Annotated in this window: 27 protein-coding genes; 8 read left to right on the top strand and 19 right to left on the bottom strand. The window is 55.2% G+C overall.

The window, feature by feature from the left end:
* Window positions 1-25 precede the first annotated feature (25 nt).
* From iagB to gspC, 14 genes are all read right to left on the bottom strand, one after another.
* Entirely contained in the window at window positions 26-466 is a 441-nt protein-coding gene (iagB, locus tag ACOTXL_RS18075) for a type III secretion system invasion protein IagB (protein ID WP_022650708.1), read from the bottom strand.
* 101 nt (window positions 467-567) lie between these two features.
* Window positions 568-3270 (bottom strand): glycosyl hydrolase family 18 protein, encoded by a 2703-nt coding sequence (locus tag ACOTXL_RS18070; RefSeq protein ID WP_045350868.1) that lies wholly within the window; start codon window positions 3268-3270, stop codon window positions 568-570.
* 253 nt (window positions 3271-3523) lie between these two features.
* Window positions 3524-4321, bottom strand: coding sequence for a prepilin peptidase (locus tag ACOTXL_RS18065; protein WP_045350867.1), 798 nt, complete (start codon window positions 4319-4321; stop codon window positions 3524-3526).
* Window positions 4318-4803, bottom strand: a complete 486-nt coding sequence (gene gspM, locus ACOTXL_RS18060) for a type II secretion system protein GspM (RefSeq protein WP_022650705.1) — start codon at window positions 4801-4803, stop codon at window positions 4318-4320. The genes ACOTXL_RS18065 and gspM overlap by 4 nt, the downstream gene beginning before the upstream one ends.
* A complete protein-coding gene (gene gspL, locus ACOTXL_RS18055) occupies window positions 4800-5933 on the bottom strand; it encodes a type II secretion system protein GspL (protein WP_023324388.1) in 1134 nt (377 codons plus the stop codon). Before gspL ends, gspM begins: the two co-directional genes overlap by 4 nt.
* A gap of 15 nt (window positions 5934-5948) precedes the next feature.
* On the bottom strand, window positions 5949-6959 hold the full coding sequence (gene gspK, locus ACOTXL_RS18050; RefSeq protein WP_045350866.1) for a type II secretion system minor pseudopilin GspK: 1011 nt from the start codon (window positions 6957-6959) through the stop codon (window positions 5949-5951).
* The gene (gene gspJ, locus ACOTXL_RS18045) at window positions 6956-7615 is read right to left on the bottom strand and encodes a type II secretion system minor pseudopilin GspJ (protein WP_045350865.1); all 660 of its coding nucleotides are present in this window, start codon (window positions 7613-7615) and stop codon (window positions 6956-6958) included. Before gspJ ends, gspK begins: the two co-directional genes overlap by 4 nt.
* The gene (gspI, locus tag ACOTXL_RS18040) at window positions 7612-7992 is read right to left on the bottom strand and encodes a type II secretion system minor pseudopilin GspI (protein ID WP_003858348.1); all 381 of its coding nucleotides are present in this window, start codon (window positions 7990-7992) and stop codon (window positions 7612-7614) included. Before gspI ends, gspJ begins: the two co-directional genes overlap by 4 nt.
* The gene (gene gspH / locus ACOTXL_RS18035; protein ID WP_045350864.1) at window positions 7985-8470 is read right to left on the bottom strand and encodes a type II secretion system minor pseudopilin GspH; all 486 of its coding nucleotides are present in this window, start codon (window positions 8468-8470) and stop codon (window positions 7985-7987) included. The genes gspI and gspH overlap by 8 nt, the downstream gene beginning before the upstream one ends.
* Complete coding sequence (gspG, locus tag ACOTXL_RS18030; protein ID WP_003858352.1) at window positions 8470-8919, bottom strand: type II secretion system major pseudopilin GspG; 450 nt, start codon at window positions 8917-8919, stop codon at window positions 8470-8472. The genes gspH and gspG overlap by 1 nt, the downstream gene beginning before the upstream one ends.
* 3 nt (window positions 8920-8922) lie before the next feature.
* Window positions 8923-10131 carry a type II secretion system inner membrane protein GspF gene (gspF, locus tag ACOTXL_RS18025; protein WP_017384864.1) on the bottom strand — a complete coding sequence of 403 codons (1209 nt, stop codon included), beginning with the start codon at window positions 10129-10131 and terminating at the stop codon, window positions 8923-8925.
* Window positions 10131-11609: a type II secretion system ATPase GspE gene (gspE, locus tag ACOTXL_RS18020; protein ID WP_022650700.1), complete on the bottom strand. Its 1479-nt coding sequence runs from the start codon at window positions 11607-11609 to the stop codon at window positions 10131-10133. Before gspE ends, gspF begins: the two co-directional genes overlap by 1 nt.
* A gap of 14 nt (window positions 11610-11623) precedes the next feature.
* Window positions 11624-13546, bottom strand: coding sequence for a type II secretion system secretin GspD (gene gspD / locus ACOTXL_RS18015; protein WP_022650699.1), 1923 nt, complete (start codon window positions 13544-13546; stop codon window positions 11624-11626).
* A gap of 13 nt (window positions 13547-13559) precedes the next feature.
* Window positions 13560-14291, bottom strand: a complete 732-nt coding sequence (gspC, locus tag ACOTXL_RS18010; protein ID WP_032628179.1) for a type II secretion system protein GspC — start codon at window positions 14289-14291, stop codon at window positions 13560-13562.
* Between the two features lie 300 nt (window positions 14292-14591).
* On the opposite strand from gspC, the gene ACOTXL_RS18005 reads away from it, so the two are divergent.
* Window positions 14592-16154, top strand: a complete 1563-nt coding sequence (locus tag ACOTXL_RS18005) for an ExeA family protein (RefSeq protein WP_023324385.1) — start codon at window positions 14592-14594, stop codon at window positions 16152-16154.
* Window positions 16154-16786, top strand: coding sequence for a hypothetical protein (locus ACOTXL_RS18000; RefSeq protein ID WP_023324384.1), 633 nt, complete (start codon window positions 16154-16156; stop codon window positions 16784-16786). Before ACOTXL_RS18005 ends, ACOTXL_RS18000 begins: the two co-directional genes overlap by 1 nt.
* 3 nt (window positions 16787-16789) lie before the next feature.
* Here ACOTXL_RS18000 and ACOTXL_RS17995 read toward each other — a convergent pair whose 3' ends face one another.
* The 3 genes from ACOTXL_RS17995 to ACOTXL_RS17985 all read right to left on the bottom strand — a co-directional run bounded on the left by ACOTXL_RS17995 (window position 16790) and on the right by ACOTXL_RS17985 (window position 18833).
* The gene (locus ACOTXL_RS17995) at window positions 16790-17413 is read right to left on the bottom strand and encodes a helix-turn-helix domain-containing protein (RefSeq protein ID WP_022650695.1); all 624 of its coding nucleotides are present in this window, start codon (window positions 17411-17413) and stop codon (window positions 16790-16792) included.
* Between the two features lie 269 nt (window positions 17414-17682).
* Window positions 17683-18513, bottom strand: coding sequence for an N-acetylmuramoyl-L-alanine amidase (locus tag ACOTXL_RS17990; RefSeq protein ID WP_045350863.1), 831 nt, complete (start codon window positions 18511-18513; stop codon window positions 17683-17685).
* On the bottom strand, window positions 18510-18833 hold the full coding sequence (locus ACOTXL_RS17985) for a heavy metal-binding domain-containing protein (protein WP_003858361.1): 324 nt from the start codon (window positions 18831-18833) through the stop codon (window positions 18510-18512). The genes ACOTXL_RS17990 and ACOTXL_RS17985 overlap by 4 nt, the downstream gene beginning before the upstream one ends.
* 97 nt (window positions 18834-18930) lie before the next feature.
* Here ACOTXL_RS17985 and ACOTXL_RS17980 point away from each other — a divergent pair, with 97 nt between their 5' ends.
* From ACOTXL_RS17980 to artJ, 6 genes are all read left to right on the top strand, one after another.
* Window positions 18931-19449 carry a lipoprotein gene (locus tag ACOTXL_RS17980; RefSeq protein ID WP_023315717.1) on the top strand — a complete coding sequence of 173 codons (519 nt, stop codon included), beginning with the start codon at window positions 18931-18933 and terminating at the stop codon, window positions 19447-19449.
* 226 nt (window positions 19450-19675) lie between these two features.
* Window positions 19676-20404 carry an arginine ABC transporter ATP-binding protein ArtP gene (gene artP, locus ACOTXL_RS17975; RefSeq protein WP_006809439.1) on the top strand — a complete coding sequence of 243 codons (729 nt, stop codon included), beginning with the start codon at window positions 19676-19678 and terminating at the stop codon, window positions 20402-20404.
* Window positions 20405-20422: 18 nt separating this feature from the next.
* Window positions 20423-21154, top strand: coding sequence for an arginine ABC transporter substrate-binding protein ArtI (artI, locus tag ACOTXL_RS17970; RefSeq protein ID WP_006174322.1), 732 nt, complete (start codon window positions 20423-20425; stop codon window positions 21152-21154).
* Window positions 21155-21160: 6 nt separating this feature from the next.
* Window positions 21161-21877, top strand: a complete 717-nt coding sequence (gene artQ, locus ACOTXL_RS17965) for an arginine ABC transporter permease ArtQ (RefSeq protein WP_003858367.1) — start codon at window positions 21161-21163, stop codon at window positions 21875-21877.
* Window positions 21877-22545, top strand: coding sequence for an arginine ABC transporter permease ArtM (gene artM, locus ACOTXL_RS17960; protein WP_003858369.1), 669 nt, complete (start codon window positions 21877-21879; stop codon window positions 22543-22545). The genes artQ and artM overlap by 1 nt, the downstream gene beginning before the upstream one ends.
* Before the next feature lie 173 nt (window positions 22546-22718).
* Window positions 22719-23450 carry an arginine ABC transporter substrate-binding protein ArtJ gene (gene artJ, locus ACOTXL_RS17955; RefSeq protein WP_015571008.1) on the top strand — a complete coding sequence of 244 codons (732 nt, stop codon included), beginning with the start codon at window positions 22719-22721 and terminating at the stop codon, window positions 23448-23450.
* A 75-nt stretch (window positions 23451-23525) separates the two neighbouring features.
* Here artJ and ACOTXL_RS17950 read toward each other — a convergent pair whose 3' ends face one another.
* Together ACOTXL_RS17950 and ACOTXL_RS17945 are read right to left on the bottom strand one after the other, a co-directional pair.
* On the bottom strand, window positions 23526-24995 hold the full coding sequence (locus ACOTXL_RS17950; RefSeq protein ID WP_022650691.1) for a sensor histidine kinase: 1470 nt from the start codon (window positions 24993-24995) through the stop codon (window positions 23526-23528).
* Window positions 24979-25686, bottom strand: a complete 708-nt coding sequence (locus tag ACOTXL_RS17945; RefSeq protein WP_023324382.1) for a response regulator transcription factor — start codon at window positions 25684-25686, stop codon at window positions 24979-24981. The genes ACOTXL_RS17950 and ACOTXL_RS17945 overlap by 17 nt, the downstream gene beginning before the upstream one ends.
* Window positions 25687-25780: the final 94 nt, after the last annotated feature.

The raw sequence follows: 25780 nt of genomic DNA, 5'->3' as shown, positions 1-25780 counted from the left end.
AGGAATTCTTCAAAAATAAAAAACGTTAATAACGTGCTGCTAATTTCAGTTGCTGATATTTGGCCCAGACCTTATGGGCATATTTCATCCTCTGCGGATAATTTTCTTTTTTCAGTCCGGCGTTATACGCGCCAACGGCTTCCCAGTTGTAGCCATACACCCTGATCATCCCGGAAAGGATAGAAGCCCCGACCATGATCGAAGTACACGGCTCCGTGATTAATCGATATTCGTCGATGCCTCTGCTTTCCAGCGCGGTAAAATGCGAACTGTTGATTTGCATCAGCCCGACATCCCGCGTGCCATCGCGGTTTTGCCCAACCGCATACGGATTCATTCCGGATTCCACATTCGCTATCGCGTACAGTAAATAAGGATCGACATGATAATAATGCGCCGCTTTATCCCAACAATTTGCCAGTGCGCTTTGGCTTATTATCAATAACAACAAAATTAACTTTTTCATTTTTACCTGCTGACAGTTTCGGTTATTTCTCCTTACCAACATCCTGTAAAATGAATTTTGAATCACTCCCCCTCTAAAGGGGGAGTGATTAATGGGTTAGATTATTTGCAATCTGTTGATGCGCCTTCTTTTACCCATACGTCGCTGTTGGCTGGGTTATCACCACGGGTCCACCATTTCGCACGGTAAACGTTACCTTCATAGGTGGTAGTGTCGCCGCCGTTGTAGACCAGGTCAGAACGCCAGTTCATCTTCACGTTGCTCACCAGCTCCCATGCATCCACACCGAAGCCAGGCTGATTGCCCTGAGTCCAGTACTTCGCTTTCCACACCAGATGGTCGAAGCTTACGGTATCGCCACCGTTGTAGATTTTGCTGGATTCCCACGCCGCGTATTTGCTGGCGTTAGCATCCACAGGTGCATCGCAGCTTCCTTTGTCAGACGGAGGAGTCACATCATCAGCCGGAGGGGTAACGTCATCCGCCGGGTTAGTGTCTTCGTCAGCAGGTACCGGTGCAGGCGCCGCTTTCGGATTCACGGTAACCTGGACGTTAGACTGCACGCTGGTCTTACCGTCGCTCACTACCACGCTCAGGGTGTAGGTAGACGTCGAGCTCACTTCCGGCGCCGTGATATTCACGTTCGCGGAGTCAGTTCCGGTGGCGTGCATATCTGCTGGTACGCTCCAGGCGTAGGTCAGCGCATCACCGTCTGGGTCCGCAGCCTGGGCATGCAGCGCATAGGTTTCACCAGATTCAAGCGTGATCGCTTCCATTGGGTTTAAAACCGGTGCCTGGTTAGCTTTCGGCGCCTTGTTCACCACCTGGACATCAATCGCGTTGCTCAGGCCTTTTGCATCGGTCACCGTCAGGCGGAACGTCATGGTCTGGTCGGTGGTCGCTGCCGCAACATTGAAGGTCGCTTTCGCTTTGGTGCTGTTGTTGATGGTGACAGACGGACCAGAGACCTGAGTCCATTTGTAGGTAATCGCATCGCCATCAGGATCGCTGGAAGCAGAGCCATCGAGCGTGACGGTTGCCGGGCCAGACACGTTCTGATCGGCAGAGGACGCGATTGGCGCGTGGTTGGTGACCACCGGATCAACCGGAGTCGAGTCGCCGCCCAGCAGGCTTTCGTTCATCGCATTCAGAATGTCGCCGGTATCAGAGTCGATAGACCACGCGAACAGACCGCCCAGTTTATTGGCCAGAACATACTTGCCTTTCGCCGTGGTTGAACGCGCATCTTCATACGAGATCAGGTCGCCGGTGGATTTGTTGAAGACGTAAGGGGCTTCAGCGGTCGTGTCGTAGCCGTATTCCCAGCCCGGTTTGCCTTTGTATTCGTTCACGATCTGACGATAGTCAACCACGCCCGGTTCCCAGGTGCCTTTCACCATGCCGGTTGCCGTACCGGTGAATGGATTGTCACCGGTGTAGCCATGCACGCCGGTCCAGCCGCGGCCATACATGCCCGCACCCACCACGATCTTGCCTGGCTGTACACCCTGCGCAAGCAGCGCGTTAACGCCATTTTCAGTGGTGTAATCAGTGTCCGGACGCCATGCTGGCGCACGCAGCGCAGCCTGGTGGCCGAGAACGGTGTTGCTCCAGCCGCCGTAGAAGTCGTAGCTCATCAGGAAGATGTGGTCGAGATACTGCTGAGCCGTGGTGTAATCCACGTCTTCGATCTTATCGCGGCCTGCACCGATGGCGCTGGTCAGTTCATAGGTACGGCCCGTCTGTGCAGACAGCTCGTTCAGCATGGTGCGCAGGTCGTGCATCAGTGCGGTATAGGTCGCTTTATCCTGCTGCGGGTTACCCAGGTTTTCGGTTACACCGCCACCGCCCGGGAATTCCCAGTCGATATCCACGCCGTCAAAGAATTTCCACGTCTGGAGGAAATCTTTCACAGAAGAGACAAAGCGTGCTCGGATAGCCGGGTCGCCCATGTGGAAGAACGGATCGGAAAGCGTCCAGCCGCCGATAGATGGCAGCACTTTCAGGCCTGGATGCGCTTTTTTCAGCGCCATCAGCTGGCCAAAGTTACCTTTGTACGGATCATCCCAGTTGGAGACGCCAGCCTGTGGTTTTTGCAGCGCAGCCCATGGGTCGTGGATCGCCACGGTAAAGTCAGGACGGCCCTTACAGTCGTTCTGAAGCACGCGGAAGCTGTTACCACCTTCAATGGTTTTCAGGCCGTCGTTGATGCCGTCACCGCCACAGATTGGAATGAAGCCGTACAGAATGTGGTTGAGGTTTGCCGCAGGGATCTTATCAACCGGGAAGTTACGGTCGTAAACGCCCCATTCCGGGAAGTAGGCCGCAACCACTTTATCGGTATGCTTCGCGAACGCTTTGTTGTTCTCCTGGAGAGACGTATTCAGCGGCAGCAGGTGGCTACCGTCGGTGTCAGCCACAATAATCAGCTTACTGGCGCTTTTCGCACAGCCGCTGGCATTACAGACTTCAACCTGTTCCTGATAACGCCCGCCTTTTTTCACTTTAAACGTTGCAGAGCCCGTCGCACCGGCTGCGCCGGCCCATACGGTCTGTCCGTCCAGCAGAAATTTCGCAGAAGTTGGCGCATCACCACTCCAGACGTTCCACTCAACTTTTACATCCACGCCATCGTTATGCACTTTGACAAGATTGTTATAATCCTGTGCAGCCTGATCCACTTCCACCAGGGCAAATTTGTCATTGCCATAGCCGATCGTCGGTGCACCTGGCGCTGCTGCAAATGCGGAGCTGGTTGCCGCCGCAATAAAGAGCGCCAGATATTTTGGCTTCATAAATTTCATTTTTATTTCCTGATAAATTTATTTATAACGTAGTAACCCATGTCTTCCGTGAGATCATGGATGCGTTTCGCGTAATGCGTATTTAACCAACGTGAGTGCCGTGAACAAAAAATTGTTGCTGCGTTGTATTCCTCCATTAAAAGATACAAGCCAAATCCCGTGTAGCTTATATCTCTTACGATACACTGAGCGTAAAGGATCGTCCTTTCCTTCCTCCATCAAAAAGATTTATAAAAAATCTTGACCTGTATATTTAAAATGTGAAAGCAATTTGCTGACTAATAAAAACCCCTATTCCAGCAAAGGCGAGATAAGGACCAAAAGAAATAGTGAGGTTATTTTTATTTAAATTATTTACGGCGAAATAACCGACAACACCGCTTAACGCTGCCGCCAGTTCAATAGAGGGCAACGCCTGCCAGCCGCACCAGGCGCCCAGCGCCGCCAGTAGCTTAAAATCCCCGTAACCCAGACCTTCTCGTCCCGTGATCAGACGAAAAGCCCAGTAGAGCAGCCAGAGCGACAGATAGCCCGCCACCGCGCCGAACAGCGCATCGCGTAGCGGCAACGTGTGGTCAAACACATGAAGCAAGAGACCTGCCCACAGCAGCGGCTGGGTCAGGCAGTCCGGAAGCAACTGGTGCTGCCAGTCGATCATGGCCAGCGGCAGTAAAAAAGCCGCCAGTAACCACAAAGAGAACAGTGCCTGAACGTCCGGCATGCACCAGGCCGTGATGCCAAAAAACAAGGCGGAGATCAGTTCGACCAGAAAGAGTCGCAGCGGGATCGCGCTGCCGCACTGGTGGCAGCGCCCCCGTAATAAAAGCCAGCTGAGCAGCGGGATGTTTTCCCACGCGGCGAGCGCATGCTGGCACACCGGACAGTGCGAGGCCGGAATGAGCAGATTACCGCTCCCCTCCTCATCCATCACCATCCCCGGTACGCGTTCGGCGACAACGCCAAGAAAACTGCCCACAATGCCGCCCAGGATCGCACTCATTATCGGGAACCCTACCGGAAAGGCATCCCGCATCAGCGCGAAGGTATTCATGCGTTTTTTGCCCAGGTGAGTTGCACCTGCGCTTTCACATCGCTGAGGTGGTCAACCGGCGTGAGGTTTATTTTTTGCAATCTCACACCGGTGGTCTGATTAATTTCACGCAGCCAGCTTTTTAATTCATACACATTAACCCGATTCACCACGAACGATAAAGTTTGCCCCTCCTGGCGCACATCCGTCAGCGAAAGGTTAATTTCATGGGCGCTATTCTCGACCACCGTACGCGGATTATCCGTTTTGACTAACTGGATCTGAAGATGATTTTTATCAATTTCACTGCGCATCCAGTTAAGCGTCTCTTTTTGTCTTTTAAGTGTCGATTTACTATTTTTAATCATATTATCCAAGGGGATCACTCCTGTGTAATACACCGCTGCCCCCACAATGGCAACGGCACATATTTTTAAAATGATTTTTTCCCGGGCGCTGTAATTCTGATAGCGCGCTTTCAGCTGTGCGATTCGCTCTTTCATTTATGTTTCCCTGCGATCATGGCGGTATACGGTTCGGTTGTTGAAACAGGCTGTAAGGTAAAATCAAAATTCTCACTGGTCTGGTTAACAAACGCCTGCAACGCGGGCTGGTTTTGCGCGCTGACGCTCAGCGTCAGGGTGTTTTGCTGCGCATCGTATTCCAGCAGATCGATCTCCATCGCAGGGACTGACTGCCGGGCTTTCTCCAGCTCCTCAAGCTGAAGAAAGAACCCCTTGCTCTGTTTTTTCAGGCTTTGGCCAAAGTGATATTTGATATTGGTCTGCTGGCGCATGCTGGGGAAATGGTGCTGATAAACCTGGACGATCTCCTGCTGCACCCGATTTTCCTGCTGCACCAGCATCCAGGCCATCGCAATGCGTGGCCCCAGCAGCAGACCAACAGACAGCACGCCCGCCGCCACCATCGCGGCTTTCATCCTTTTCGCTGCCCGCCCATGACCGGCCTTAAGGCTGAATTCACCGTGAAGCAGGTTAACGCGACAGGTTTGCCACTGCGGCTGGATCAGCGCCAGCGGATGCTGCCAGGCATGCTGCACGTCAATGTGCACCTTCGCAGGCGCATCGCCGTAACACCACACTTCCCCGACCCCGGCTTTCTGCATTAACAGCGGCAGCAGGGTTGCCTCCATTTCACCCGCCACATGGGGCGATAAACGCAGCCAGTAGCCATCATCCTGCGCGACCAGTGTGCTGCCCCCTGCCGTCACGGGCAGGAGCCAGGCATCAGGCAGGGCCTGAATCACGTTTAATCCGGCCTCCTGGCAGCGGGTTAATGTTGCGCGCAGGCGGTCGGCGTCAATGGCCACGGCGTCGACGTCGGCGCCTTTTTTGTGGAGTACCGTCCAGTGGAGGTTGTCCACGTCGCCAATCAGCGTCTCTTCTGCCATCCACGAGAAGGCCATTCCCTGAGAAGCCACCTTTTTCGGTAGCCTAAAATGGCGGAAAATCATGTCGCTGGCGGGTAACAGGAGACAAACGCGCGTAGCCAGGGGGTGTTCGGACAGCATCTCCAGGCTGTCGACCACCTCGACGCGCTCGCTGCCGGACTCACACCACATTATTTTCCCGCCCTCGCGGCTGTCGGGACGAACAAAAAGTACCTGTTTCATAACGTTCTACTTTTCTTATTCAATCATTCGGTAACGACGCTGCCACGTCACGCTCTCACCGGCTTCGTTATTCACCTGAAGCTGGCTGACCACGCGAAGCGTTAATTCATCGGTATTGCCGGTGTAATTCACGCGGAAGTACCGGCTGTTTATAGAAAATTGATCCACCACCTGCGGGAGATCGTCTTTTAACTGCGGGAAGGCCTGCTCCAGCGCTTTGCTGAACGCTTCCATATTTTCCCAGCCCGATTCCGGACGCGAATCCAGCAGGCGAACGGCGTCATCCCGCGTGAGTTTTCCCGGGAACATGGCCGCCAGCACGGCGGCCTGTTCCGGTTGCAGGGTGTTCACGTCCACCTTGCTGGCGGCGTCCGGCAGCGCGCATAACAGCTTGCTCACCTTTGGATATGCCGTAACAGGGAACGCCGGCAGCAGTTTGATTTCCGCGATGCTGCGCATCATCTGATTTGCCGGTTGCCGCGCGGGCACGACGCCAGCCCACGCATCGCTTTCGGCCCCCTCCTTCGCCGTGGTGCTGTCACCATCGAGATAATCCACCAGCTGGAAATAGACCGCCTCCGCCGTGCCCGGACTGAGCCCACTTTCCGTCAGAAGTTGTTCTACAATCCGCGCTTTACGCGGTGTTTCCGCCACCGCGGGAGCGCTTTGCCCCTGGGGTGCGATGTCGGCGGTCAACAGGTTATTGACGTTAAAGCAGTCCTGCGCATCTTCCACCTGGCTCACGACCGTGTAATCTTCACCCTGCGTCTCCAGCGGCTGATGCCAGTCGCCGTCCAGCGCCAGCGGCTTGCTCTCGCCGCTGGCGTCGGTCTGTAACCGGTCCTTCACCACTTTTTCCTGGGCCTGCATCGCCCAGCGCAGCTGCTGCTGGCTTACCTGATAATGCGTTTTCTGCAAATTACGGCAGAACTGCTGGCTGATTTTGGCGGCCAGCGCCGACATCATCACCAGCAAAATCAGCACCACCAGCAGGGCGACGCCCTGTTGTTGACGGATCCGCTTCATGGTCTGGTCTCCGGCGAAGGCGCAGGCGCAGGGGCTGCATCCGGGGGCGTCCCAGGCGCGTCGGCGGCTTTCTCTGGCGCCGCGGCAGCGGCCACCTCCGGCATATCACCCGGCGTGGTAAACACCCAGCGCCAGGTATCCCCGTTTTCCATCGTCAACGTAACCTCCACGCCGTCCGGCAGATGGGCGGCGTCGCTCCAGCTTTTCAGCCAGCCCTGACGATAAAACCGCCACTGCAATGATTTAACGCCGCTGACAATCGGCACTTCGTCAGGCTTAACGTCCGCCGGGCCGTCAATGACCGGCCAGACGTCGCGATACAAACGCCCCTCTTCCAGCCGCCAGCGCACGCGCTCCAGTTGGACCGTTCCGCTCACGCCATTCAGGGTGGTCAGTTCAAGGGCATCGCCCGCCTGACGAAACAGCTCCGGCTCATTACGCGGGGCGCGCGCCTGAAGCTGGAAAAAATCACGCTCCATCAGACTCCAGGCGCGCTGAAGCTGGTTGAGCTTTGCGGCGCTGGCATCCGTCGCCGAACTGGTACGCATCGCGCCGTCCAGAATTTGCCAGGCCAGGGTGCTGATCACCGCGAAGATAGTCAGCGCAATCATGATCTCCAGCAGGGTAAATCCGCGCTGGCGTCGCGTTTTCTTCACTTGCTCTCTCCCGGCGGAATGATATGCAGGGAAATAACCGGCTGGCTCTCATCGCCTTCCGCATACACGCGTATTGTATTCGCCCAGACGTTGTCGGCCGTTTTCACCCGCTGCTTACGCCAGTTCCAGCTGCGCCCGCCCATGATTTCCGTCCCCTGCTGTTCAGCATCCGGGAAGTCGGTTTTCGTGAGCTGTGCTTCCGCCAGCTGATTTTCCGCCACCCAACTGGCCTGCAAGGTATCGGCCAGGCCATGGGTAAAACGCACGTTCAGGGAGACCGAGTTCATCAGCGCCAGCGCGGCGGTGGAGAAAATCACCAGAGCGACCATCACCTCCAGCAGCGTCATCCCCTTTTGCTTTTTGTTGCCGTTAGCCATCGTTTTCTACCGATACCGGCGCCGCACCTTGCGACACCACGCGGAAATGGTGCTGTTTGTCATAACTTTGCAGCGTCAGCGTAAAGCGGCTGATTTCACCGTCCGGTAAAAAGATTACCTGCGGCTCGGACGTCACCGTCGCGGCCAGGCGCTGCGGCGAGAGCGACACATGCATCTCTTCCGGAAAATCACCTTTGGTGGAAATGCGTCCGGCAGATAATGGCACCCAGTGACGCTCGCCATTTTCATCGGCGATCGTCACCAGCTGATATTTATCGGTGGCGATCACCATCCCGACAATATTTCCGTCCATCACCGCACGGTCTGAACCATAATCAACAAGCGCTTTTAATTGCTGGCCAAATATATCCGCGCCGCTGCGCGAAGGAATGGTGGACACCACCATCATGGCGCAACTGGCAAATATCACCAGCGCCAGAATAATTTCCAGCAACGTAAAGCCGCGTTGATTTTTCATTATTTCTCTTTCTTATCCAGAGACCAGTTGGTAATGTCATCGGCGGTATTGGCTTCGCCGTCGGGACCGGCTGAGAAGACGTCCACCGCGCCGTGTTCACCCGGGCTCACCAGCAGATAATCATTGCCCCAGGGGTCCTGCGGCAGGCGACGGATATAGCCGTCCGTGCGGTAGCCGTTCGGGATTGGCGCGATTTCAGGTTTGGTCACCAGCGCCTGCAAACCCTGCTCTGTGGTCGGGTAGCGGTGGTTATCCAGCTTGTACATATCCAGCGAGCCTTCGAGCGCGACAATATCGCTGGTTGCTTTTTGCGTATCGGCTTTTTCCTTATTGCCCATTAAATTTGGCACTACCATACTCGCCAGTACGCCGAGAATAACAATGACCACCATTAATTCGAGCAATGTGAAGCCCGCCTGGCGAGCCAGGTTTTTACGTTTTAAAGCCATGATTTAACCTACCATATTATTAAGTTGCAGAAGCGGTTGTAATATTGAAAGCACGATGAATAAAACAATCGTCGCCATGGATACCACCAGCGCCGGTTCAAAGACCGACAGCGTTAATGTAATTCGATGTTGTAAGGCCGATTCCTGATTTTCCGCCGCGCGATCCATTAAATTACCTAATTCCCCGCTCTCTTCACCGGAGGCAATCATATACAGCATAGTGGGCGGGAATAATTTCGCCTGTTCCAGCGCCGCATACAGCGACGCCCCCTGGCGCACGGTGTCGGCGGCCTGCTCCAGCACCTGCCGGGCATAGCGGTTTTCGATACCGTCCATCGCGATATACATCCCCTCCAGCAGCGGCACGCTACTGGCCTGCAGAATACTCAGGGTACGGATATAGCGGGCGCTGTTGATGGCGCAGACCAGCTTTTTAATCGGCGAGCCGTTCACCAGCCAGCTGTGCCAGCGAAAACGGTTTTTGGCATTCCTCAGCCAGGTTTTGAAGCCGATAAAGCCGCCCCCCAGAATGCCCACAATATAAATGCCCCAGGCTTGCAGGAAATCACTTACCGCAATCAGCGTCCGGGTGGTGATCGGCAGCTGCTGCTTCATGTGAGTGAACTGCTCGATCACCTGCGGCACAACCGCCACCAGCAGGATGCTGATGACCGCGATGGCGACCACGGTGAGGGTTATCGGGTAGACCATCGCCTGCGTCAGCTTACTTTTCATCTTCTGGCGCTGCTCGTTGTACTCCGCCAGCTTCTCCAGCACGTCGCCCAGGTGACCGGTTTTCTCCCCGGCCATCACCAGCGTGCAGTAAAGCTTGTCGAAGGTGCGCGGGAACTGGCTGAAGGCATCGAACAGGGTGTGGCCTTCCACCACCTTCTCGCGGATCTCCACCACCATCGCCGCCAGCTTTTTGTCTTCCGTCTGCTTCGAGATCGCCTTCAGCGCGCTCTCCAGCGGCAGCGCGGCGTTGACCAGCGTCGAAAGCTGACGGGTAAACATCGACAGCACCGGAGTGGAGAGCTTCACCCCGGTTTTCGCTTTCCCGCCAGCCGCCGTTTCGCGGGTTTCGGTAATGCTGACGGGCATCAGTTTTTGCTCGCGAAGCCACTGGCGAACCTGCTTCTGCCCCTCGGCCTGTAACGTCCCGCGCTGGGTTTTCCCCGCGGCATCCGTCGCTGTCCAGGCGTAGAAAGCCATTATGCATCCCCCCCACGCTCGGCGGTGACGCGCATGACCTCTTCCAGAGACGTCACGCCGCCGATCACCTTCAGCAGCCCGTTTTCACGCAGGCTGTAGGCCTGCTTAAAGAGCTGCGTTTCGAGGGACATTTCGTCCTTATCTTCATGGATGGCGCGGCGCATGGCGCTGTCCACCACCAGAAATTCATGAATACCGGCGCGGCCCTGATAGCCGCTCTGACGGCAGTGTTCGCACCCCACCGCGCGGTAAATCGCTTCTGGCGGCGCGTCCATAAAGCTGAACAGCGCTTTTTCATTGGCGTCCAGCGGACTGGTGGTCCGGCAGTGCGTACACAGCCGACGCACCAGACGCTGGGCAATGACACCGAGCAACGATGAACCGATTAAGAAGGACTCCAGCCCCATATCCCGCAGACGGGTTATCGCCCCTGCGGCACTGTTGGTGTGCAGCGTCGACATCACCAGGTGACCGGTCAGCGACGCCTGCACCGCAATCTGGGCGGTCTCACCGTCACGAATTTCCCCGATCATTACCACGTCCGGGTCCTGACGCAGAATGGCGCGCAGCCCGCGGGCAAAGGTCATGTCCACGCGCGGGTTAACCTGCGTCTGCCCCACCCCTTCCAGCTCGTACTCAATCGGATCTTCCACGGTCAGAATGTTGCGTTCGTGGCCGTTCAGCGCTGAAAGAATGGCGTACAGCGTGGTGCTTTTACCGGAACCCGTCGGGCCGGTAACGAGGATGATCCCGTGCGGGCGTTCGATCAGCCCTTTCAGCTTCTCCAGTTCTTCATCAATCAGCCCCAGCTTGTTGATGTCGGGCTTGAGATTGCTTTTATCGAGCAGACGCATCACCACGCGCTCGCCGTACTGGGACGGAATGGTCGACACACGCACGTCGATCGCCTTGCGACCGATGCGCAGGGAGATACGGCCATCCTGGGGGAGACGTTTCTCGGCGATGTCGAGTTTCGACATCACCTTGATTCGCGATACCAGCAGCGGGGCGAGCTTACGCGCCGGTTGCAGCACCGGGCGCAGCACGCCGTCAACGCGAAAGCGAATGCTCAGGGTGCGCTCGAAGGTTTCGATATGAATATCCGACGCGCCGTCCTTCACCGCCTCGCCGAGAATGGCGTTGATCAGGCGGATCACCGGCGAGTTTTCGTCGTTATCGAGCAGATCTTCGTTATCCGGGATCTCCTCGGTTAACGCCATCAGATCGATATCCGCGTCCATGTCGTCCACCAGCTGCTGCGACACGCCGCTGCTCTGCTGCCAGATTTTGGCCAGCATCTCATCAAACGCTTCCGGCGCCAGGGTGATCGGGACGAACGCGCGTCCAAGCACCCGGCGCACCTCCAGCAGTGCTAACGCCGGGGTGTCCTCACGGATATAGACGTCATTGTTGTAAAGCAGAACGCCGTTATCTTTTGCGTAGTTGCTGCTACACAGGGATTTACTCAGTTCGTCCACGTTATCCCTCCGCCTTACTCTTTAAACGGATTGCGTGCCGCGGAGGTTTTCACCGGTGCGACGTGAGGGCTTGCTGAAGGAAACGCGGGCAGGACGGCATTGTCGCTCGGCTCAACAATACCGAGCTTTTTCTCTTCCACGCGCTGCATCTGGCGCACCCGGATCTGGTCATATTTCTCTTTCGAGGCTGCGCTGTAGTTGTCGTCGTCACGCAGGACGGTGGTATGAATAAACACCATCAGGTTGCGTTTAGAGGTATCCTGCGAGGTGTAGCGGAACAGCTGCCCGACCAGCGGGATATCGCCGAGCAGCGGCACTTTGGAGACGGACTGTTTGGTCACATTTTCCATCAGGCCGCCGAGCACCACCGTCTGGCCACTGTGAACCATCACTTCGTTATTGATCGTGCGCGTGTTGAAGGTTGGGCCGAGGCTGGAATCTTCCGTCGCGCTGTTGTCAACGCTGGACACTTCCTGCTCAATCTTCAGGTGGATCATGTCGCCATCGTTGATTTGCGGCACAATCTTCAGCTTGGTACCGACGGTTTTACGCTCAACGGAGTTAAACACGTTGTCGCCGCTGGTGGTTTGCGAACCGGAAAGCACCGGCACATCCTGACCGACGTTGAATGACGCTTCTTTGTTATCCAGCGTGACCACGCTTGGCGTGGAGAGGATGTCGTTTTTGCCGTTGGTGGAGAGCGCGGTCATCAGCGCACCGAAATCACCGTTAAAGAAGCCGGTCGCAAGGCCCGTGAAGCTCGCCCCTTTCATTGTGCCATTTTTAATCTGGCTGATTGGCAGGCCGGTAGCGCCAAACTGCACGCCGCCGTGCTTGCTGGTCCACTGCACCCCAAGATCCAGGCCGTTACCGTCCTGCACTTCGGCAATGATCGCTTCCACCAGCACCTGCGGACGGCGAATATCCAGCTTGTCGATCACCTTCTCCAGGGAGTTCATCACATTAGGCTGCGCGGTGATCACCAGGGAGTTGGTTGACTCGTCGGCGGTGATATTCAGATCGGTTGAGGCGCTCGCGGTTTTCGCTTTGGCCGCGCCCGGCTTGTCTTTCAGCTGCTCGCCAATCCCGGTCAGCACCGGCACCACTTTGGTGGCGCTGGCATATTTGAGGTAGAAGACGCGGGTGTTCCCCTCGTTATTCTGCTCGCGATCCAGCTGATGGATAAGGGAACGGGTACGCGCGCGCGCATCTTCCGAACCGCTGATCACCAGGCTGTTGGTTTCGTCATCCGCCACCACCTTGGTCGCCAGCTGCGGCGCGTTCTGCCCTTTCTGCTCTTCGTTGTTGAGGTTGTTCAACATATCCGAAAGTTCTTTGGCAGAGGCAAAGCGCAGCGGGATGATTTCGCGGCGCTGAATACCGTCTTTATCGACGCGCTGCACCAGATCCACCAGGCGGTTCACCACCGAGGCTTTACCGGTTAACAGCAGGACGTTGGACGGCTCAAAGTGCACCACGTTCCCGATGCCAGTGGCATCGTTGAGCTGACGCAGCAGCGGGGCCAGCTCGCGAACGGGTACGTTTTCCATGCGCACCACGCGGGTGATGATCTCATCACCTTTGCCCGGGTTCTTGCTGTCTGCCAGCGGCGCACCGGCGGTACGCGCCACGCTTGAGCGCACCACTTTGACCATGCCGTTGTCCAACGGGATCACCGACAGGCCGTAGAGATCCAGCACGCTCAGAAAGAATTGGTAGTACTCATCTTCCGTCAGCACGTTGTAGGTTCGGACCGAGACGGTGCCCTGGACGGACGGGTCGACCAGAATGGTTTTGTTGAGATTGCGGCCTACCGTATCGATAAACTCGCGAATATCAGTATTTTTAAAACTCGCGCTAAAGTTAGCTGCAAGCAGCGAACTGGAATATAACGACAATGCGGTCAGCGCCACGCACGCCCAGGGAAATTTTTTCATGTCTGCACACTTGTTAATTGTTTAGAACATTAACCCGAATATTTACAAGGTGAGCGTGACGCCGCACGACGACATCCGCTTCTTTCATTTTCGACCAGTTGGCAATAATGCTTTTCGCTTTTGCTTCATCGGTCATATCGACAGAGTTAACCTGAACCGCCACATCGCCTTTTTCCAGACCTGACTGACTGTAAAAGGCGGAGGCATTCCTTGGATTTATCCTGTAGCCTTCCAGTCGGCCTTTTTCAATGATGGGTTTTAACACCAGATAATCATCAAGATGCAAACTTTCTGCGCCAGCATCTTTCGTCGATTTTGTAACCGGGCCGCTATCCACGCCCCCCTTAAAATAGTCCGGTTTATTTAACGCCAGTACCTGCGTAGCACCTTCATAATTAACCACCACATTATCTTTGTTTATTTCCTGAATAAATGCGTCGTTAAATCCGGCGAGAGGTTCACCCTCACGGTAGCTTCGCTGACCGCCTGGGGTTTTGATAACAGCAAAGGAGAGCCAGGCGTCATCACTGCGCACAATGCCCTCTATCTCCGCTGCCAGCGGGGCTTTTGCCGCATCCGCTAAGTTCTCCTGACGGACGGCAGCCGTAAAAAGCGTGAAGGGTTTATCTTCGCGCGTTTTTTTCAGCGGCTGTAGATCAGCTTTAGCCAACTTATTCGTAACTTTTTTATAATCTTTTAAGGTGAGATACCCTTGCTGGCCGCTAAAAATGAGCAGCGCAAACATAATACAAGGCGTTATCCACCGTGACAGAAATGAGAACCTCATTTTTTATCCGGCCTATAGCAAAGCAAAAATAAGCAGCGTCATACTGCGCCAATATGGAGGAAAATAGTAATAAGCTGTTGCAAATACGACCACTGACTTCGCCACCAACTTTCATACAGAAAAATATTGACCGTATAAAATCCAGATGTTAGGCGCGGCCAGCTGGATATTTTTACCCTGTCTGCAAATTGACCGCTCAGGGGCATTACCTTACTTTCTGCTGCTGTTGCTATTCCTAATCAGAGACGGTCAGTCGTTATGTATCAGAGCCACTTTAATTTTAAAAATCCGCCATTCAGGACAATCACCCGTTTATCCGGTGATTTTCTGGTGCCTTATCATCAGGACGTGTTCAACCTGCTGAAAGAGAAAACCCAGCTGGCGGGTATTATCGGGCTTTTTTGCGACGACGCTCCGCTTCTGAGCCACTTCATCGACGCGCTGAAAGCCAGCAGCAATACCGTTATTGCCATCAACGCGTTTCCCAAACTGAGTGCCAGTAGCCTGCTGTACAAACTCTACCCGGGAACGAAAGCGATTAAAGATCGCATGCAGGCGGTGGATGCCGTCCTGCGCCAGTGGCAGGAGGGGAAAGCAAAATCCAGAGTGCTGACGATCGCCCATTCCGAAGCCATGAAGGAGAGCTGCCGTGAAGTCCTGGGAACGCTGCTCACGCGCGCCCAGGAGCTGAACTTCCGGCTCGCCGTGGTGCTGACGGGTGCTGCGGAGCAGGAACGCCTGCTAAAGCAACCTGAACTGCGCGAATATACGCACACACATCATGTCCTGCGCCCCCTCACCTGCTGCGAATACCTGAGCTATGTGCAGGCGCAGTGCGAAGAACACGACTGTGAACATTCGCCGTTGCCGCCTGCCCGCGTGCGCAAAATGCACACGCTGACCAAAGGCAACATCAGCAAACTGAACGCTCTGGCACACCTGTCAATGCTCGCCGCCTGGACGGAACGCGCGGCGCAGGTCAGCCCACGCCATTTACGTCTGGCGGCGGGAGAGATCCTGCCCGCCAAAAAACACGGTAAGCGCCTGGCAACCGTGGGGCTGTTTGCGTCCGTGCTGTTTGCCGCCTGCGGCTGGTATTTTACCTCGTCGATCGGCGCGCGCCTGCCGATCCAGCTGCCGGTGCCCGTCAGCTGGAAACAGCAGACGCCAAAACCTGAGGCAGCCGTAGTGCCGGTTATCGACAACGAAATAGTTAATCAGCCGGATGCGATGCATCAGCTTTATCTCATGTGGGGGTATGACGCCTCGGCCGACGATGCGCTGTGCCAGAACGCCGCTAAAGTGAACCTGATGTGTAAACAGGGGAACGCGTCCCCGCAGACGCTGGCGCAGGAAGGGTATCCGTGGGTCAGTGAGCTGAAAACCAGCGGTCACCTTAACTATGCAGTGGTCGCCAGGGTCGGAGATACATCAATTGACTTGTTAATGAATAACCGGACCTGGCAGGTAAGCCGCAGCTGGTTTAACCGGCATGCGACCGGCAACTTCACCCAGTTGCACCGCCTGACACCGGAAGGAAAAGACGCGATCGGCACGGCCAGCGACAGCAAAGACATGGCCTGGCTCGATCAGCAGTTAAGCATCGCGTTGAGCCAGCCCGAAACGCATGCCCGGATCTGGACCGCAGAAATGATGAAACGCACCCGCGAGTTCCAGCAAAAAATGCATCTGCACGTGGATGGCATCCCCGGTGAAGAAACGCTGATGCAGCTGATGCGCGTGACCAACAGCACGCCGGGCGTACTGATTCAGGCAACCCGCACCACCCCGGACGCAAAAATGCAGGAGAAGAAAGCCTAATGTCGACCATCTGCCTTGCGGCCCAGCGCAGCTATACAACCGGGGAAGCGGTCTGGTTTTCGTACCGCCTCCCCAGCCTGAAAAACGTATTCGGCAAAACAGCGTTATGGCTGGTCGGGCTTTGCGCCATGCTGGTTGTCGGCCTGTATATGCACGTCTACTGGAACCTGCGCCACCCGGCACCTGAACCGGTCAACGCCAGCGTTGCCAAACCGGAAACGCAGCTTTCGGAAATGCATTACGTGTACGTGAGTAAACCGTTCCCGCATCCGCAGCCTAAAGTTGCGCCAGTGCATGTTGATGTTCCACCGATGCAGGATCTGCCGATCAGCAGTGATGATGCCGACTGGCAGCAGGCGCCCGAGGGCGCGGTGCCGCACGATACCTCGCGGGATACCTTACCCGGAACCGAGGCGCATGAGCACGATATCGCCCCCGCCAGCACGAGCAGTGAAGAGTCATCATTAACGGAATTATTTAAGCAGGCATTAAAAGAGCAGGAGCAGGATTATTCTCAAGGAAAAATTCCCGCGCCGCCGGTTGACGAAACGCAGGATAATTCACAAGCGAGTGTAAAAAACAGTGGAAATAACCGTTCTCCTTTGAGTGAGAAAGGAGAACGGCGGGAGTAGGTATTAATATTTTTCAGGCAGTGCGGTGAGGTTAAGCAATCGACCTTTTTCCACCACAATATATTGACCTTTTTTCAGATCGGAGAGGATTTTGATAATAGTACTACGTGCGAGGTTAGTGTATTCCTGAATGTAATCATAAACGTTAATATCACGTTGCTGATGAACAGTCAGATCGTTAATCTCATATAAAAATTCACGAACAACAGAATACGCACTGCGGGCAACCAGAACATCATCACGTTTGCTCATCACGCATATGTACCAGGAAAGGACTTTGGTCAGGTCAGGCCACAGATTTTTTTCGGTCATCAGCTGGGCGAAGACCTCTTTCTTGATCGAGCGAACGACCGTATTCGTCCGGACAAGGCCGTACATATGGGTGGCGTTGTAATACATTGACGATAGGCCGAAAAGGCATTGTCCGGTGACAGTAAACATGCACAGTTCGTCAGATTCACGTCGAAATTCGACTTCGCCGCTGACGATGACATGAATGTAACCGGAATCAGTAGTGGAAATTTTCTGCCATTTCTTTAACGTTTTTTCTTCAACGCCTGCGGTTGCAGAAATAATTCTTTCCATTTCATATTGTGGACGTAATTTTTTTCCATAGATGCTTAACATTGTTATACCCGATTTAAGATGTGATTTTTTAAAATAAGATGGCCGCGGCATTTACGCCGAAACATAAATTTTTACCTGATGAAAATCTCAAGAATAAAAATAAAAGAGTAAAGTTTTTGATTAATTCGCTACATTACTTAGCGCGCTATGTGTCCATCTTAAATCGGGATGATTTTAAGTCAATTAACTAAAAATGAAATGAGTTTGTACTTAGGATTAATCTGATAGAAACTTAAGAAAATATACTCACTCGGGGGTAATCCGAAGGTTTACCCCTGCCCGTATTTCTCTAAAAGTGCTTCGGCAATCGCCATGGTTTCCACATCCGCTACGCCATTCCATAACTGCGGGCGGAAATGCATCTGGAAAACCATGATGATGCGTTTTTGCTGTGCGGGCGTGCTGTTTTCTGGCACCTCGTAACCGTAGCGCGCCAGCAGATCGAGCAGCGCTGCGGTATCAACCTGCTGATAATGCGGTCGGCCGTTGATATAAAAATTCACCCGCGCCGGATCGGGCCAGGCCCCGATACCCTGCTGCGCCAGCTCGCGCCACGGAAACATCGGGCCAGGATCGTCTTTGCGCTGCGGGGCGATATCCGAGTGTGCCACCACGTTCTGCGGTTTTATGTCGTAGCGGGCGATGATATCTCTGGCAAGCGGGATCAGCGCCGCAATTTGCCCCGGTTCGAAGGGGGTAAAGGTTTTCACGCCATCGGTTTGCCGCCAGCCGCAGTTTTCCAGCTCAATGCCGACGGAGGTATCATTTATGCGGTTGGTGCCACGCCAGAAGCTGATGCCCGCATGCCAGGCCAGCTCGCTCTCCGGGACCAGCTGCCAGATACGCGGTTTGCCCTGTGGAGCTGGGGGCTTTGCGGGAATGAGATAGTGAGAGCTGACGTTTTTATCGGTCAGGGTTGCAAGCGAGGTGTCGAAATCGTCGGCGGTGTAGTGAATAACCAGCACCTTTATACGCGGGTAGGCCGCCTGCGCCTGATGGCGCGTATCCAGATCGTACGCGCCTTTATCAACGATGCCCTCTTCCGAGGCGCATCCTGCCAGCAATATCGCCAGCAGGAGGGTTGAGAGCGAACGCTTCATCGACGGGTTTTCACCGCCGTACCGCTTACGCTCACCATCAGCATGCTGGCATCTTTCCCGACCGTTTCGTAGTCGATATCAATACCTACCACCGCATCCGCGCCCAGCGCTTTGGCCTGCTCGCCCAGCTCCTTAAACGCAATGTCACGCGCTTTACGCAGCTCTTTCTCGTACGCGCCGGAGCGACCCCCGACGATATCCCGAATGCCGGCAAAGAAGTCCCGGAATATGTTCGCGCCCAGAATCGCCTCACCGGTGACCACGCCGCAGTACTCGGTAATCGGTTGACCTTCCAGGGTTGGCGTTGTTGAAAACTGCATACTTTCTCTCCTTCTTTAGCGTTCAATGCGTTAGCAACTGCATTATCGGTTCGTTACGCTATGATTGAAAGGATAGTTAATAAATAAGGAAATCAACATGCGCTACTCTGCTTTAACGCTTTTAGTGCCATGCGCGCTGGTGCTCAGCGCCTGCACAACGCCGGTCACGCCAGCCTTTAAGGATATCGGAACCCGCAGCGGCCCTTGTATTGAGGGTGGCCCGGACGCCGTGGCGCAACAATTTTATGATTACCGTATTCAGCATCGCGGTAATGACCTGACCGCCCTGCGCCCGTACCTGAGCGATAATCTGGCGAAACTGCTCACCGACGCTTCGCGCGATCCGCAGCATAACGCCCTGCTGTCATCCGATCCGTTCTCAAGCCGCGCCACGCTGCCGGACAGCGCCGACGTCGCCAGCGCATCCACCATTCCAAATACCGACGCACGCAATATTCCCCTGCGCGTGAAGCTAACCCAGGGGACGCAAACCTGGCAGGATGAGGTGCTGATGATCCGTGAAGGCCAGTGCTGGGCAGTAGATGATGTACGCTACATTGGCGGCAGCGTTCATGCCCCGGCAGGCACCCTTCGCCAGTCGATTGAGAACCGCTAACGCATCCGTTAAATAAACGTTAACCCCGTAAAATGTCCGGCATTTCAGGCGGAATGCCGACATTTATACTCGCCCCCCTTTCCCGTCGCTATTTTGTGCTATGTTTAAGAGTAAACACGGGTTATATTTAACTTTTAACGCATAAATATTGCATAACTATTCTGTCAACGGTACTATCTGCGGCCTCAATTGCTATAGTTTGCCTGGATGAGTAAAGACTGCCCCGATGAGTATTAAACTAAACGGCATTAACTGCTTCTACGGCGCACACCAGGCGCTGTTCGACATTACGCTGAGTTGCCCGGAGGGCGAAACGCTGGTTTTGCTTGGCCCAAGCGGCGCGGGAAAAAGCTCCCTTCTGCGTGTTTTAAATCTGCTTGAAATGCCCCGTTCGGGAACGCTGGCCATCGCCGGTAACCATTTTGACTTCGCGAAAACCCCTTCTGATAAAGCGATTCGTGAACTGCGTCAAAACGTGGGCATGGTTTTCCAGCAATACAATCTCTGGCCGCATCTGACGGTGGTGCAAAACCTGATTGAAGCCCCGTGCCGCGTGCTTGGCTTAAGCAAAGACCAGGCGATGGCGCGCGCTGAAAAGCTGCTGGAACGTCTGCGTCTGAAACCGTACAGCGACCGTTATCCTCTGCATCTCTCTGGTGGTCAGCAACAGCGTGTGGCGATCGCCCGTGCGCTGATGATGGAGCCAGCGGTGCTGCTGTTCGATGAGCCGACCGCGGCGCTGGACCCGGAAATTACTGCCCAGATCGTGAGTATCATTCGTGAGCTGGCGGAAACCAACATTACCCAGGTCATCGTGACCCACGAGGTGGAAGTGGCGCGCAAAACCGCCAGCCGCGTGGTCTATATGGAAAACGGGTATATCGTTGAGCAGGGTGACGCGAGCTGCTTCACTAACCCGCAAACCGATGCCTTCAAAAACTACTTATCACACTGATGTGTTAGGGAAATTATAATGAAAAAAGTATTGATTGCCGCGCTGCTTGCTAGCGTCAGCCTTTCCGCTACCGCAGCCCAGACCATCCGTTTCGCCACTGAAGCGTCCTACCCTCCGTTTGAATCCATTGATGCGAACAACAAGATTGTTGGCTTCGACGTGGACCTGGCAAATGCCCTGTGTAAAGAGATCGACGCGACCTGTACCTTCAGCAACCAGGCGTTCGACAGCCTGATCCCAAGCCTGAAGTTCCGCCGTATCGACGCCGTAATGGCCGGTATGGACATCACACCGGAGCGTGAGAAGCAGGTTCTGTTCACCACCCCTTACTACGACAACTCGGCGCTGTTCATCGGTCAGAAAGGTAAATACGCCTCCGTTGACCTGCTGAAAGGCAAGAAAGTCGGCGTGCAGAACGGCACCACGCACCAGAAATTCATCATGGATAAGCACCCGGAAATCACCACCGTGCCGTATGACAGCTACCAGAATGCGAAACTGGACCTGCAAAACGGTCGTATCGATGCGGTGTTCGGGGATACGGCTGTCGTGACTGAATGGCTGAAAGCGAACGACAAGCTGGCTGCCGTGGGTGACAAGGTGACCGATAAAGACTACTTCGGTACAGGTCTGGGTATTGCCGTACGTCAGGGCAACACCGAGTTGCAGCAGAAATTCAACGCTGCGCTGGAAAAAGTGAAGAAAGACGGCACCTACGAAACCATCTACAAAAAATGGTTCCAGAAGTAATTCCTGATGAATGAAATTTTTCCTTTAGCAAGCGCCGCCGGGATGACCGTCGGCCTTGCCGTTTGTGCACTGATTATCGGCCTCGTACTGGCGATGTTCTTTGCGGTGTGGGAGTCCGTTAAGTGGCGCCCTGTCGCATGGCTCGGTTCAGCGCTGGTGACTGTGCTGCGTGGACTCCCGGAAATTCTGGTGGTCCTGTTTATCTATTTCGGCTCCTCACAGCTGCTGTTAACGCTGTCGGACGGCTTCACGATTAATCTCGGCTTTGCGCAAATCCCGGTGCAGATGCAGATCGAGAACTTCGACGTCAGCCCGTTCCTGTGCGGCGTGATTGCGCTCTCCCTGCTCTATTCAGCCTATGCGTCACAAACGCTGCGCGGCGCGCTGAAAGCGGTGCCACAGGGTCAGTGGGAATCCGGTCAGGCGCTGGGCCTGTCGAAAGCGGCGATCTTCTTCCGCCTGGTGATGCCGCAGATGTGGCGTCATGCCCTGCCAGGGCTGGGTAATCAGTGGCTGGTACTGCTGAAAGATACCGCGCTGGTAAGCCTGATCAGCGTGAACGATTTGATGCTGCAAACCAAAAGTATCGCCACCCGTACGCAGGAGCCGTTTACCTGGTACATCGTCGCGGCGGCAATCTACCTGGTGATCACGTTGCTGAGCCAGTACGTTCTGAAGCGTATTGACCTGCGCGCAACGCGTTTTGAACGGAGACCAGGCTGATGCTGGATTATTTACCCGAACTGATGAAAGGGCTGCACACCAGCCTGACGCTGACCGTCGCGTCTATCATCGTGGCGCTGATCCTGGCGCTGATCTTCACCATCGTCCTGACGCTGAAAACGCCAGTGCTGGTGTGGATTGTACGTGGCTACATTACGCTCTTTACCGGTACGCCGCTGCTGGTGCAAATCTTCCTGATTTACTACGGCCCGGGGCAGTTCCCGTCGTTACAGGAATACCCGGTGATCTGGCACCTGCTCTCTGAACCGTGGCTCTGCGCCCTGATTGCCCTCTCGCTGAACAGCGCCGCCTACACCACGCAGCTGTTCTACGGTGCCATTCGCGCGATCCCGGAAGGCCAGTGGCAGTCCTGCGGAGCGCTGGGCATGAGCAAGAAGGATACGCTGGCGATCCTGCTGCCCTATGCCTTTAAGCGCGCGCTCTCTTCCTATTCCAACGAAGTCGTTCTGGTGTTCAAAAGCACCTCACTGGCCTACACCATCACCCTGATGGAAGTGATGGGCCACGGACAGCTGCTGTACGGACGCACCTACGACGTAATGGTGTTCGGTGCGGCGGGTCTGGTCTATCTGGTGGTCAACGGTCTGCTGACGCTGATGATGCGTCTTATCGAGCGTAAGGCGTTAGCGTTTGAGCGCAGGAATTAACCACCCAAATGCATAAAACGGTATTCATGGAGCGGGTAACCTGATGGGTTATCCGCTTTTTTTTGTGATTAAAATAATACTTAATCATTTTTATTGCATATAAATTCATTAACTGGCATTGTACATCCAGGCCGCAGACACGGCGCATCAATAAGACAGACGGGAGCATTACAATGAAAAAGTTAGTTCTGGCCGCATTACTCGCAACCTTCGCCGCTGGCGCATCCGCCGCCGATAAAATCAATTTTGGCGTTTCTGCCACCTATCCGCCGTTTGAATCGCTGGATGCCAGCAACCAGATCGTCGGTTTCGACATTGACCTGGCGAAAGCGCTGTGCAAACAGATGCAGGCCGACTGCACCTTTACTAACCACGCGTTTGACAGCCTGATCCCGTCCCTGAAATTTAAAAAATACGATGCGGTGATCTCCGGCATGGACATTACGCCAGAGCGCAGCAAGCAGGTCGCGTTCACCGACCCGTACTACGCGAACTCTGCGGTGGTGATTGCGAAGAAAGGAGCTTATAAATCTTTCGACGAGCTGAAAGGCAAGCGCATCGGCATGGAGAACGGCACCACGCACCAGAAATACCTCCAGGACAAGCATCCTGAAGTGAAAACCGTGGCCTACGACAGCTACCAGAATGCCATTATCGACCTGAAAAATGGCCGTATCGATGGCGTATTTGGCGACACCGCAGTCGTGAATGAGTGGCTGAAAACCAACCCGCAGCTGGGTACAGCGACGGAGAAAGTGACCGATCCGCAGTATTTCGGCACTGGCCTCGGTATTGCCGTGCGTCCGGATAACAAGGCTCTGCTTGAGAAACTGAACGGCGCGCTGAAAGCGATCAAAGCTGACGGTACGTACCAGAAAATCAGCGAGCAGTGGTTCCCTCAGTAATCTCTTTTTGCCGGGTGGTCTGGCCTGCGGGGGTGGTCTGTAGGCCGGATAAGCGCAGCGCCACCCGGCAATTTCTCATAGCGGTACAAAGAACCTGAACCGCGCCCCGCTCACGGACTCCATCAGCCTGATCCCACCGCCGTGCAGCTCCAGCATTCTCTTCACGATTAACAGCCCTAATCCCCCACGGTTCTCTCGCGACGCCTGAGGATTTAACGCTGAAGGCCGCTGGAACAAATCGTCGCGCAGCGAGGCATCTACGCCCGTACCATTGTCTGCCACTTCGACCTGAAGTCGTTCATTCTCCTGCCAGACCGCCAGACGAATTTCTCCGCCGCTCGGCGTATGACGGATGGCGTTATCCAGAAGGTTAGTGACCACGCGCTCGATCATCGACACGTCGGCGTTCACCAGCGGCAATCGCCCCGGCACATCAATACGCAGGTTCACCTCGCGCGTGCGGGCGGTAAGCTCAAACTTCTGCGCCACGTCGGAAATCAGTTCAGCCATGGCAAAACGTTCGCGCTGGGGCTTGATGCCGCCGTGCTCAAGACGCGCCAGCTCGAACAGCTGCTGCGACAGATGGCGTACCTTTTGCCCCTGACGCAGCGCGGTAGCGAGGTACTGCTGATGCTCCTGCGGCGACAGCGTGGCGGATTTGAGCGACAGCGTTTCCAGATAACCCAGCAGCGACGTCAGCGGGGTGCGTAAGTCGTGCGAAATGTTGGCGATAAACTCCCGGCGCTGGCGGTCGCTGTCGGCCAGCCGATCCCACTGAGAGGTGATTTTGCGCGCCAGCTCGATAAAGGTATTGCGCAGGATCGCCACTTCATCCTGGCCGGCAGGCTCAAGCGGCTGGGCCGCCAGCTGCTTAATCGCGCTGATGCTGTCCTGCTCCAGCCCGGCCACGTCCAGCGTGAGCTCTTTAACCGGGCGCGTCACCCAGTACCAGAGCAGCACCCCCGCCAGCAGACCAAACAGCGCCACCAGCAGCATCGACCACAGCGCCGTACTCCAGAGCGCTTTGTGCCAGGCCATCTCCGCCAGCGCGTTGGACTCTTCCCCCTGCAAAATAATGTACAGATACCCCTTCAGCTCGCCGTCCTGCCGCAGCGGGGTGGCGCTGAAGACTTTCTTATTCTGGCTTCGGGGATCGTCGCCAAACACCGGCATCACCGTCCCGCTCAGGAAATTCTGTATCGGCGCGAGGTCAATTTTTTGCCGCTGAATGTGCCCCGGCGGGGCGGCATCGGCCAGGATATCGCCATCAGGCGAGACAACATACAGCTCGACGCTCGGATTAAAGGTCATCAGCCGGTCGAACAGCGGTTTTAAGGCGCTGCGATCCACCCTGCCCTGCGAATCCAGAATCGCTTCCCGCTGCACAATCTGCTGCGCCAGCCCGCCGGAGAGCCGCTGCACCATCGCGTTGCCGTACTGCATGCTACTGTAGAGCTGCACCGCACAGGCGACGGTGGCGCAGAGCAGCAGTAACACCGTAAACAGCAGCGTCAGGCGCTGGCTCAGGCTAAAGCGACGCATCATGATTCTGCTCCGCGAATTTGTAGCCTTTGCCCCAGACGGTGCGAACGATCTCCGGCTCGGCGGCATCTTTTTCTATTTTGATGCGCAGGCGGTTAATATGGGTGTTGACGGTGTGTTCGTAGCCTTCGTGCTGATACCCCCACACCTGCTCCAGCAATGCCAGCCGTGAAAAGACCTCTCCAGGATGGCGAGCAAAAAAATAGAGCAGTTCAAATTCACGCGGAGTGAGATCGACGTGTTGACCGTTAAGACGCACGGTGCGCGCCAGCGGATCGATAGTCAGACCGTGCGCCTGAATAATGCCGTCCGTCTGCGCCTGGCCCATCGCCTGATGTCGGCGGAACAGCGCCTTAATGCGGGCAATCAGCTCCTGCACCGAGAAAGGTTTTGCCAGATAATCATCCGCCCCGGTTTCCAGGCCGGTAATACGGTCAGTTTCACTGCTGCGGGCGCTAATGATGATAATGGGCAGGTAACGGGTCATCTGGCGGATACGGCGGCAAATCTCCAGACCATCAACATTCGGCAGCATCAGATCGAGGATCACCGCGTCCCACGGCTGTGTTTCAAGACGCTGTAAGGCGTTGCCCCCGTCGGGCTCGTGGGTAATGGCGTAGCCTTCATCTTCCAGGTTAAGACGCAGGAGTGCCGCGATATCGTGGTCATCTTCTACCAGCAGGATCTGCTTCATGGGTAAGCCTTCAATCATTTGTTATGTCGTAAGCTTACCTGATTTCGAGCGGGGGAAGAGTTCACATTTTGTTGAACATTGTGTGGGGTTTATG

It is taken from the genome of Enterobacter cloacae complex sp. IR5402, from assembly GCF_049238125.1.
In the GTDB taxonomy this organism is placed as follows: domain Bacteria; phylum Pseudomonadota; class Gammaproteobacteria; order Enterobacterales; family Enterobacteriaceae; genus Enterobacter; species Enterobacter hormaechei_C.
This window is presented reverse-complemented; position numbering and strand designations above follow the sequence as displayed.

What these genes read in the sequence shown, in the direction of transcription:
- ACOTXL_RS17945 (WP_023324382.1), bottom strand. Translation starts at nt 25,686, where the DNA reads ATGAAGCAGATCCTGCTGGTAGAAGATGACCACGATATCGCGGCACTC.
- ACOTXL_RS17980 (WP_023315717.1), top strand. Translation starts at nt 18,931, where the DNA reads ATGCGCTACTCTGCTTTAACGCTTTTAGTGCCATGCGCGCTGGTGCTC.
- gspK (WP_045350866.1), bottom strand. Translation starts at nt 6,959, where the DNA reads ATGAAGCGGATCCGTCAACAACAGGGCGTCGCCCTGCTGGTGGTGCTG.
- artP (WP_006809439.1), top strand. Translation starts at nt 19,676, where the DNA reads ATGAGTATTAAACTAAACGGCATTAACTGCTTCTACGGCGCACACCAG.
- ACOTXL_RS18065 (WP_045350867.1), bottom strand. Translation starts at nt 4,321, where the DNA reads ATGAATACCTTCGCGCTGATGCGGGATGCCTTTCCGGTAGGGTTCCCG.
- ACOTXL_RS18070 (WP_045350868.1), bottom strand. Translation starts at nt 3,270, where the DNA reads ATGAAATTTATGAAGCCAAAATATCTGGCGCTCTTTATTGCGGCGGCA.
- gspM (WP_022650705.1), bottom strand. Translation starts at nt 4,803, where the DNA reads ATGAAAGAGCGAATCGCACAGCTGAAAGCGCGCTATCAGAATTACAGC.
- gspI (WP_003858348.1), bottom strand. Translation starts at nt 7,992, where the DNA reads ATGGCTAACGGCAACAAAAAGCAAAAGGGGATGACGCTGCTGGAGGTG.
- gspF (WP_017384864.1), bottom strand. Translation starts at nt 10,131, where the DNA reads ATGGCTTTCTACGCCTGGACAGCGACGGATGCCGCGGGGAAAACCCAG.
- ACOTXL_RS17950 (WP_022650691.1), bottom strand. Translation starts at nt 24,995, where the DNA reads ATGATGCGTCGCTTTAGCCTGAGCCAGCGCCTGACGCTGCTGTTTACG.
- gspH (WP_045350864.1), bottom strand. Translation starts at nt 8,470, where the DNA reads ATGAAAAATCAACGCGGCTTTACGTTGCTGGAAATTATTCTGGCGCTG.
- gspL (WP_023324388.1), bottom strand. Translation starts at nt 5,933, where the DNA reads ATGAAACAGGTACTTTTTGTTCGTCCCGACAGCCGCGAGGGCGGGAAA.
- gspG (WP_003858352.1), bottom strand. Translation starts at nt 8,919, where the DNA reads ATGGCTTTAAAACGTAAAAACCTGGCTCGCCAGGCGGGCTTCACATTG.
- ACOTXL_RS17985 (WP_003858361.1), bottom strand. Translation starts at nt 18,833, where the DNA reads ATGCAGTTTTCAACAACGCCAACCCTGGAAGGTCAACCGATTACCGAG.
- gspC (WP_032628179.1), bottom strand. Translation starts at nt 14,291, where the DNA reads ATGTTTGCGCTGCTCATTTTTAGCGGCCAGCAAGGGTATCTCACCTTA.
- artQ (WP_003858367.1), top strand. Translation starts at nt 21,161, where the DNA reads ATGAATGAAATTTTTCCTTTAGCAAGCGCCGCCGGGATGACCGTCGGC.
- artI (WP_006174322.1), top strand. Translation starts at nt 20,423, where the DNA reads ATGAAAAAAGTATTGATTGCCGCGCTGCTTGCTAGCGTCAGCCTTTCC.
- iagB (WP_022650708.1), bottom strand. Translation starts at nt 466, where the DNA reads ATGAAAAAGTTAATTTTGTTGTTATTGATAATAAGCCAAAGCGCACTG.
- ACOTXL_RS17995 (WP_022650695.1), bottom strand. Translation starts at nt 17,413, where the DNA reads ATGTTAAGCATCTATGGAAAAAAATTACGTCCACAATATGAAATGGAA.
- gspD (WP_022650699.1), bottom strand. Translation starts at nt 13,546, where the DNA reads ATGAAAAAATTTCCCTGGGCGTGCGTGGCGCTGACCGCATTGTCGTTA.
- artJ (WP_015571008.1), top strand. Translation starts at nt 22,719, where the DNA reads ATGAAAAAGTTAGTTCTGGCCGCATTACTCGCAACCTTCGCCGCTGGC.
- artM (WP_003858369.1), top strand. Translation starts at nt 21,877, where the DNA reads ATGCTGGATTATTTACCCGAACTGATGAAAGGGCTGCACACCAGCCTG.
- ACOTXL_RS17990 (WP_045350863.1), bottom strand. Translation starts at nt 18,513, where the DNA reads ATGAAGCGTTCGCTCTCAACCCTCCTGCTGGCGATATTGCTGGCAGGA.
- ACOTXL_RS18000 (WP_023324384.1), top strand. Translation starts at nt 16,154, where the DNA reads ATGTCGACCATCTGCCTTGCGGCCCAGCGCAGCTATACAACCGGGGAA.
- ACOTXL_RS18005 (WP_023324385.1), top strand. Translation starts at nt 14,592, where the DNA reads ATGTATCAGAGCCACTTTAATTTTAAAAATCCGCCATTCAGGACAATC.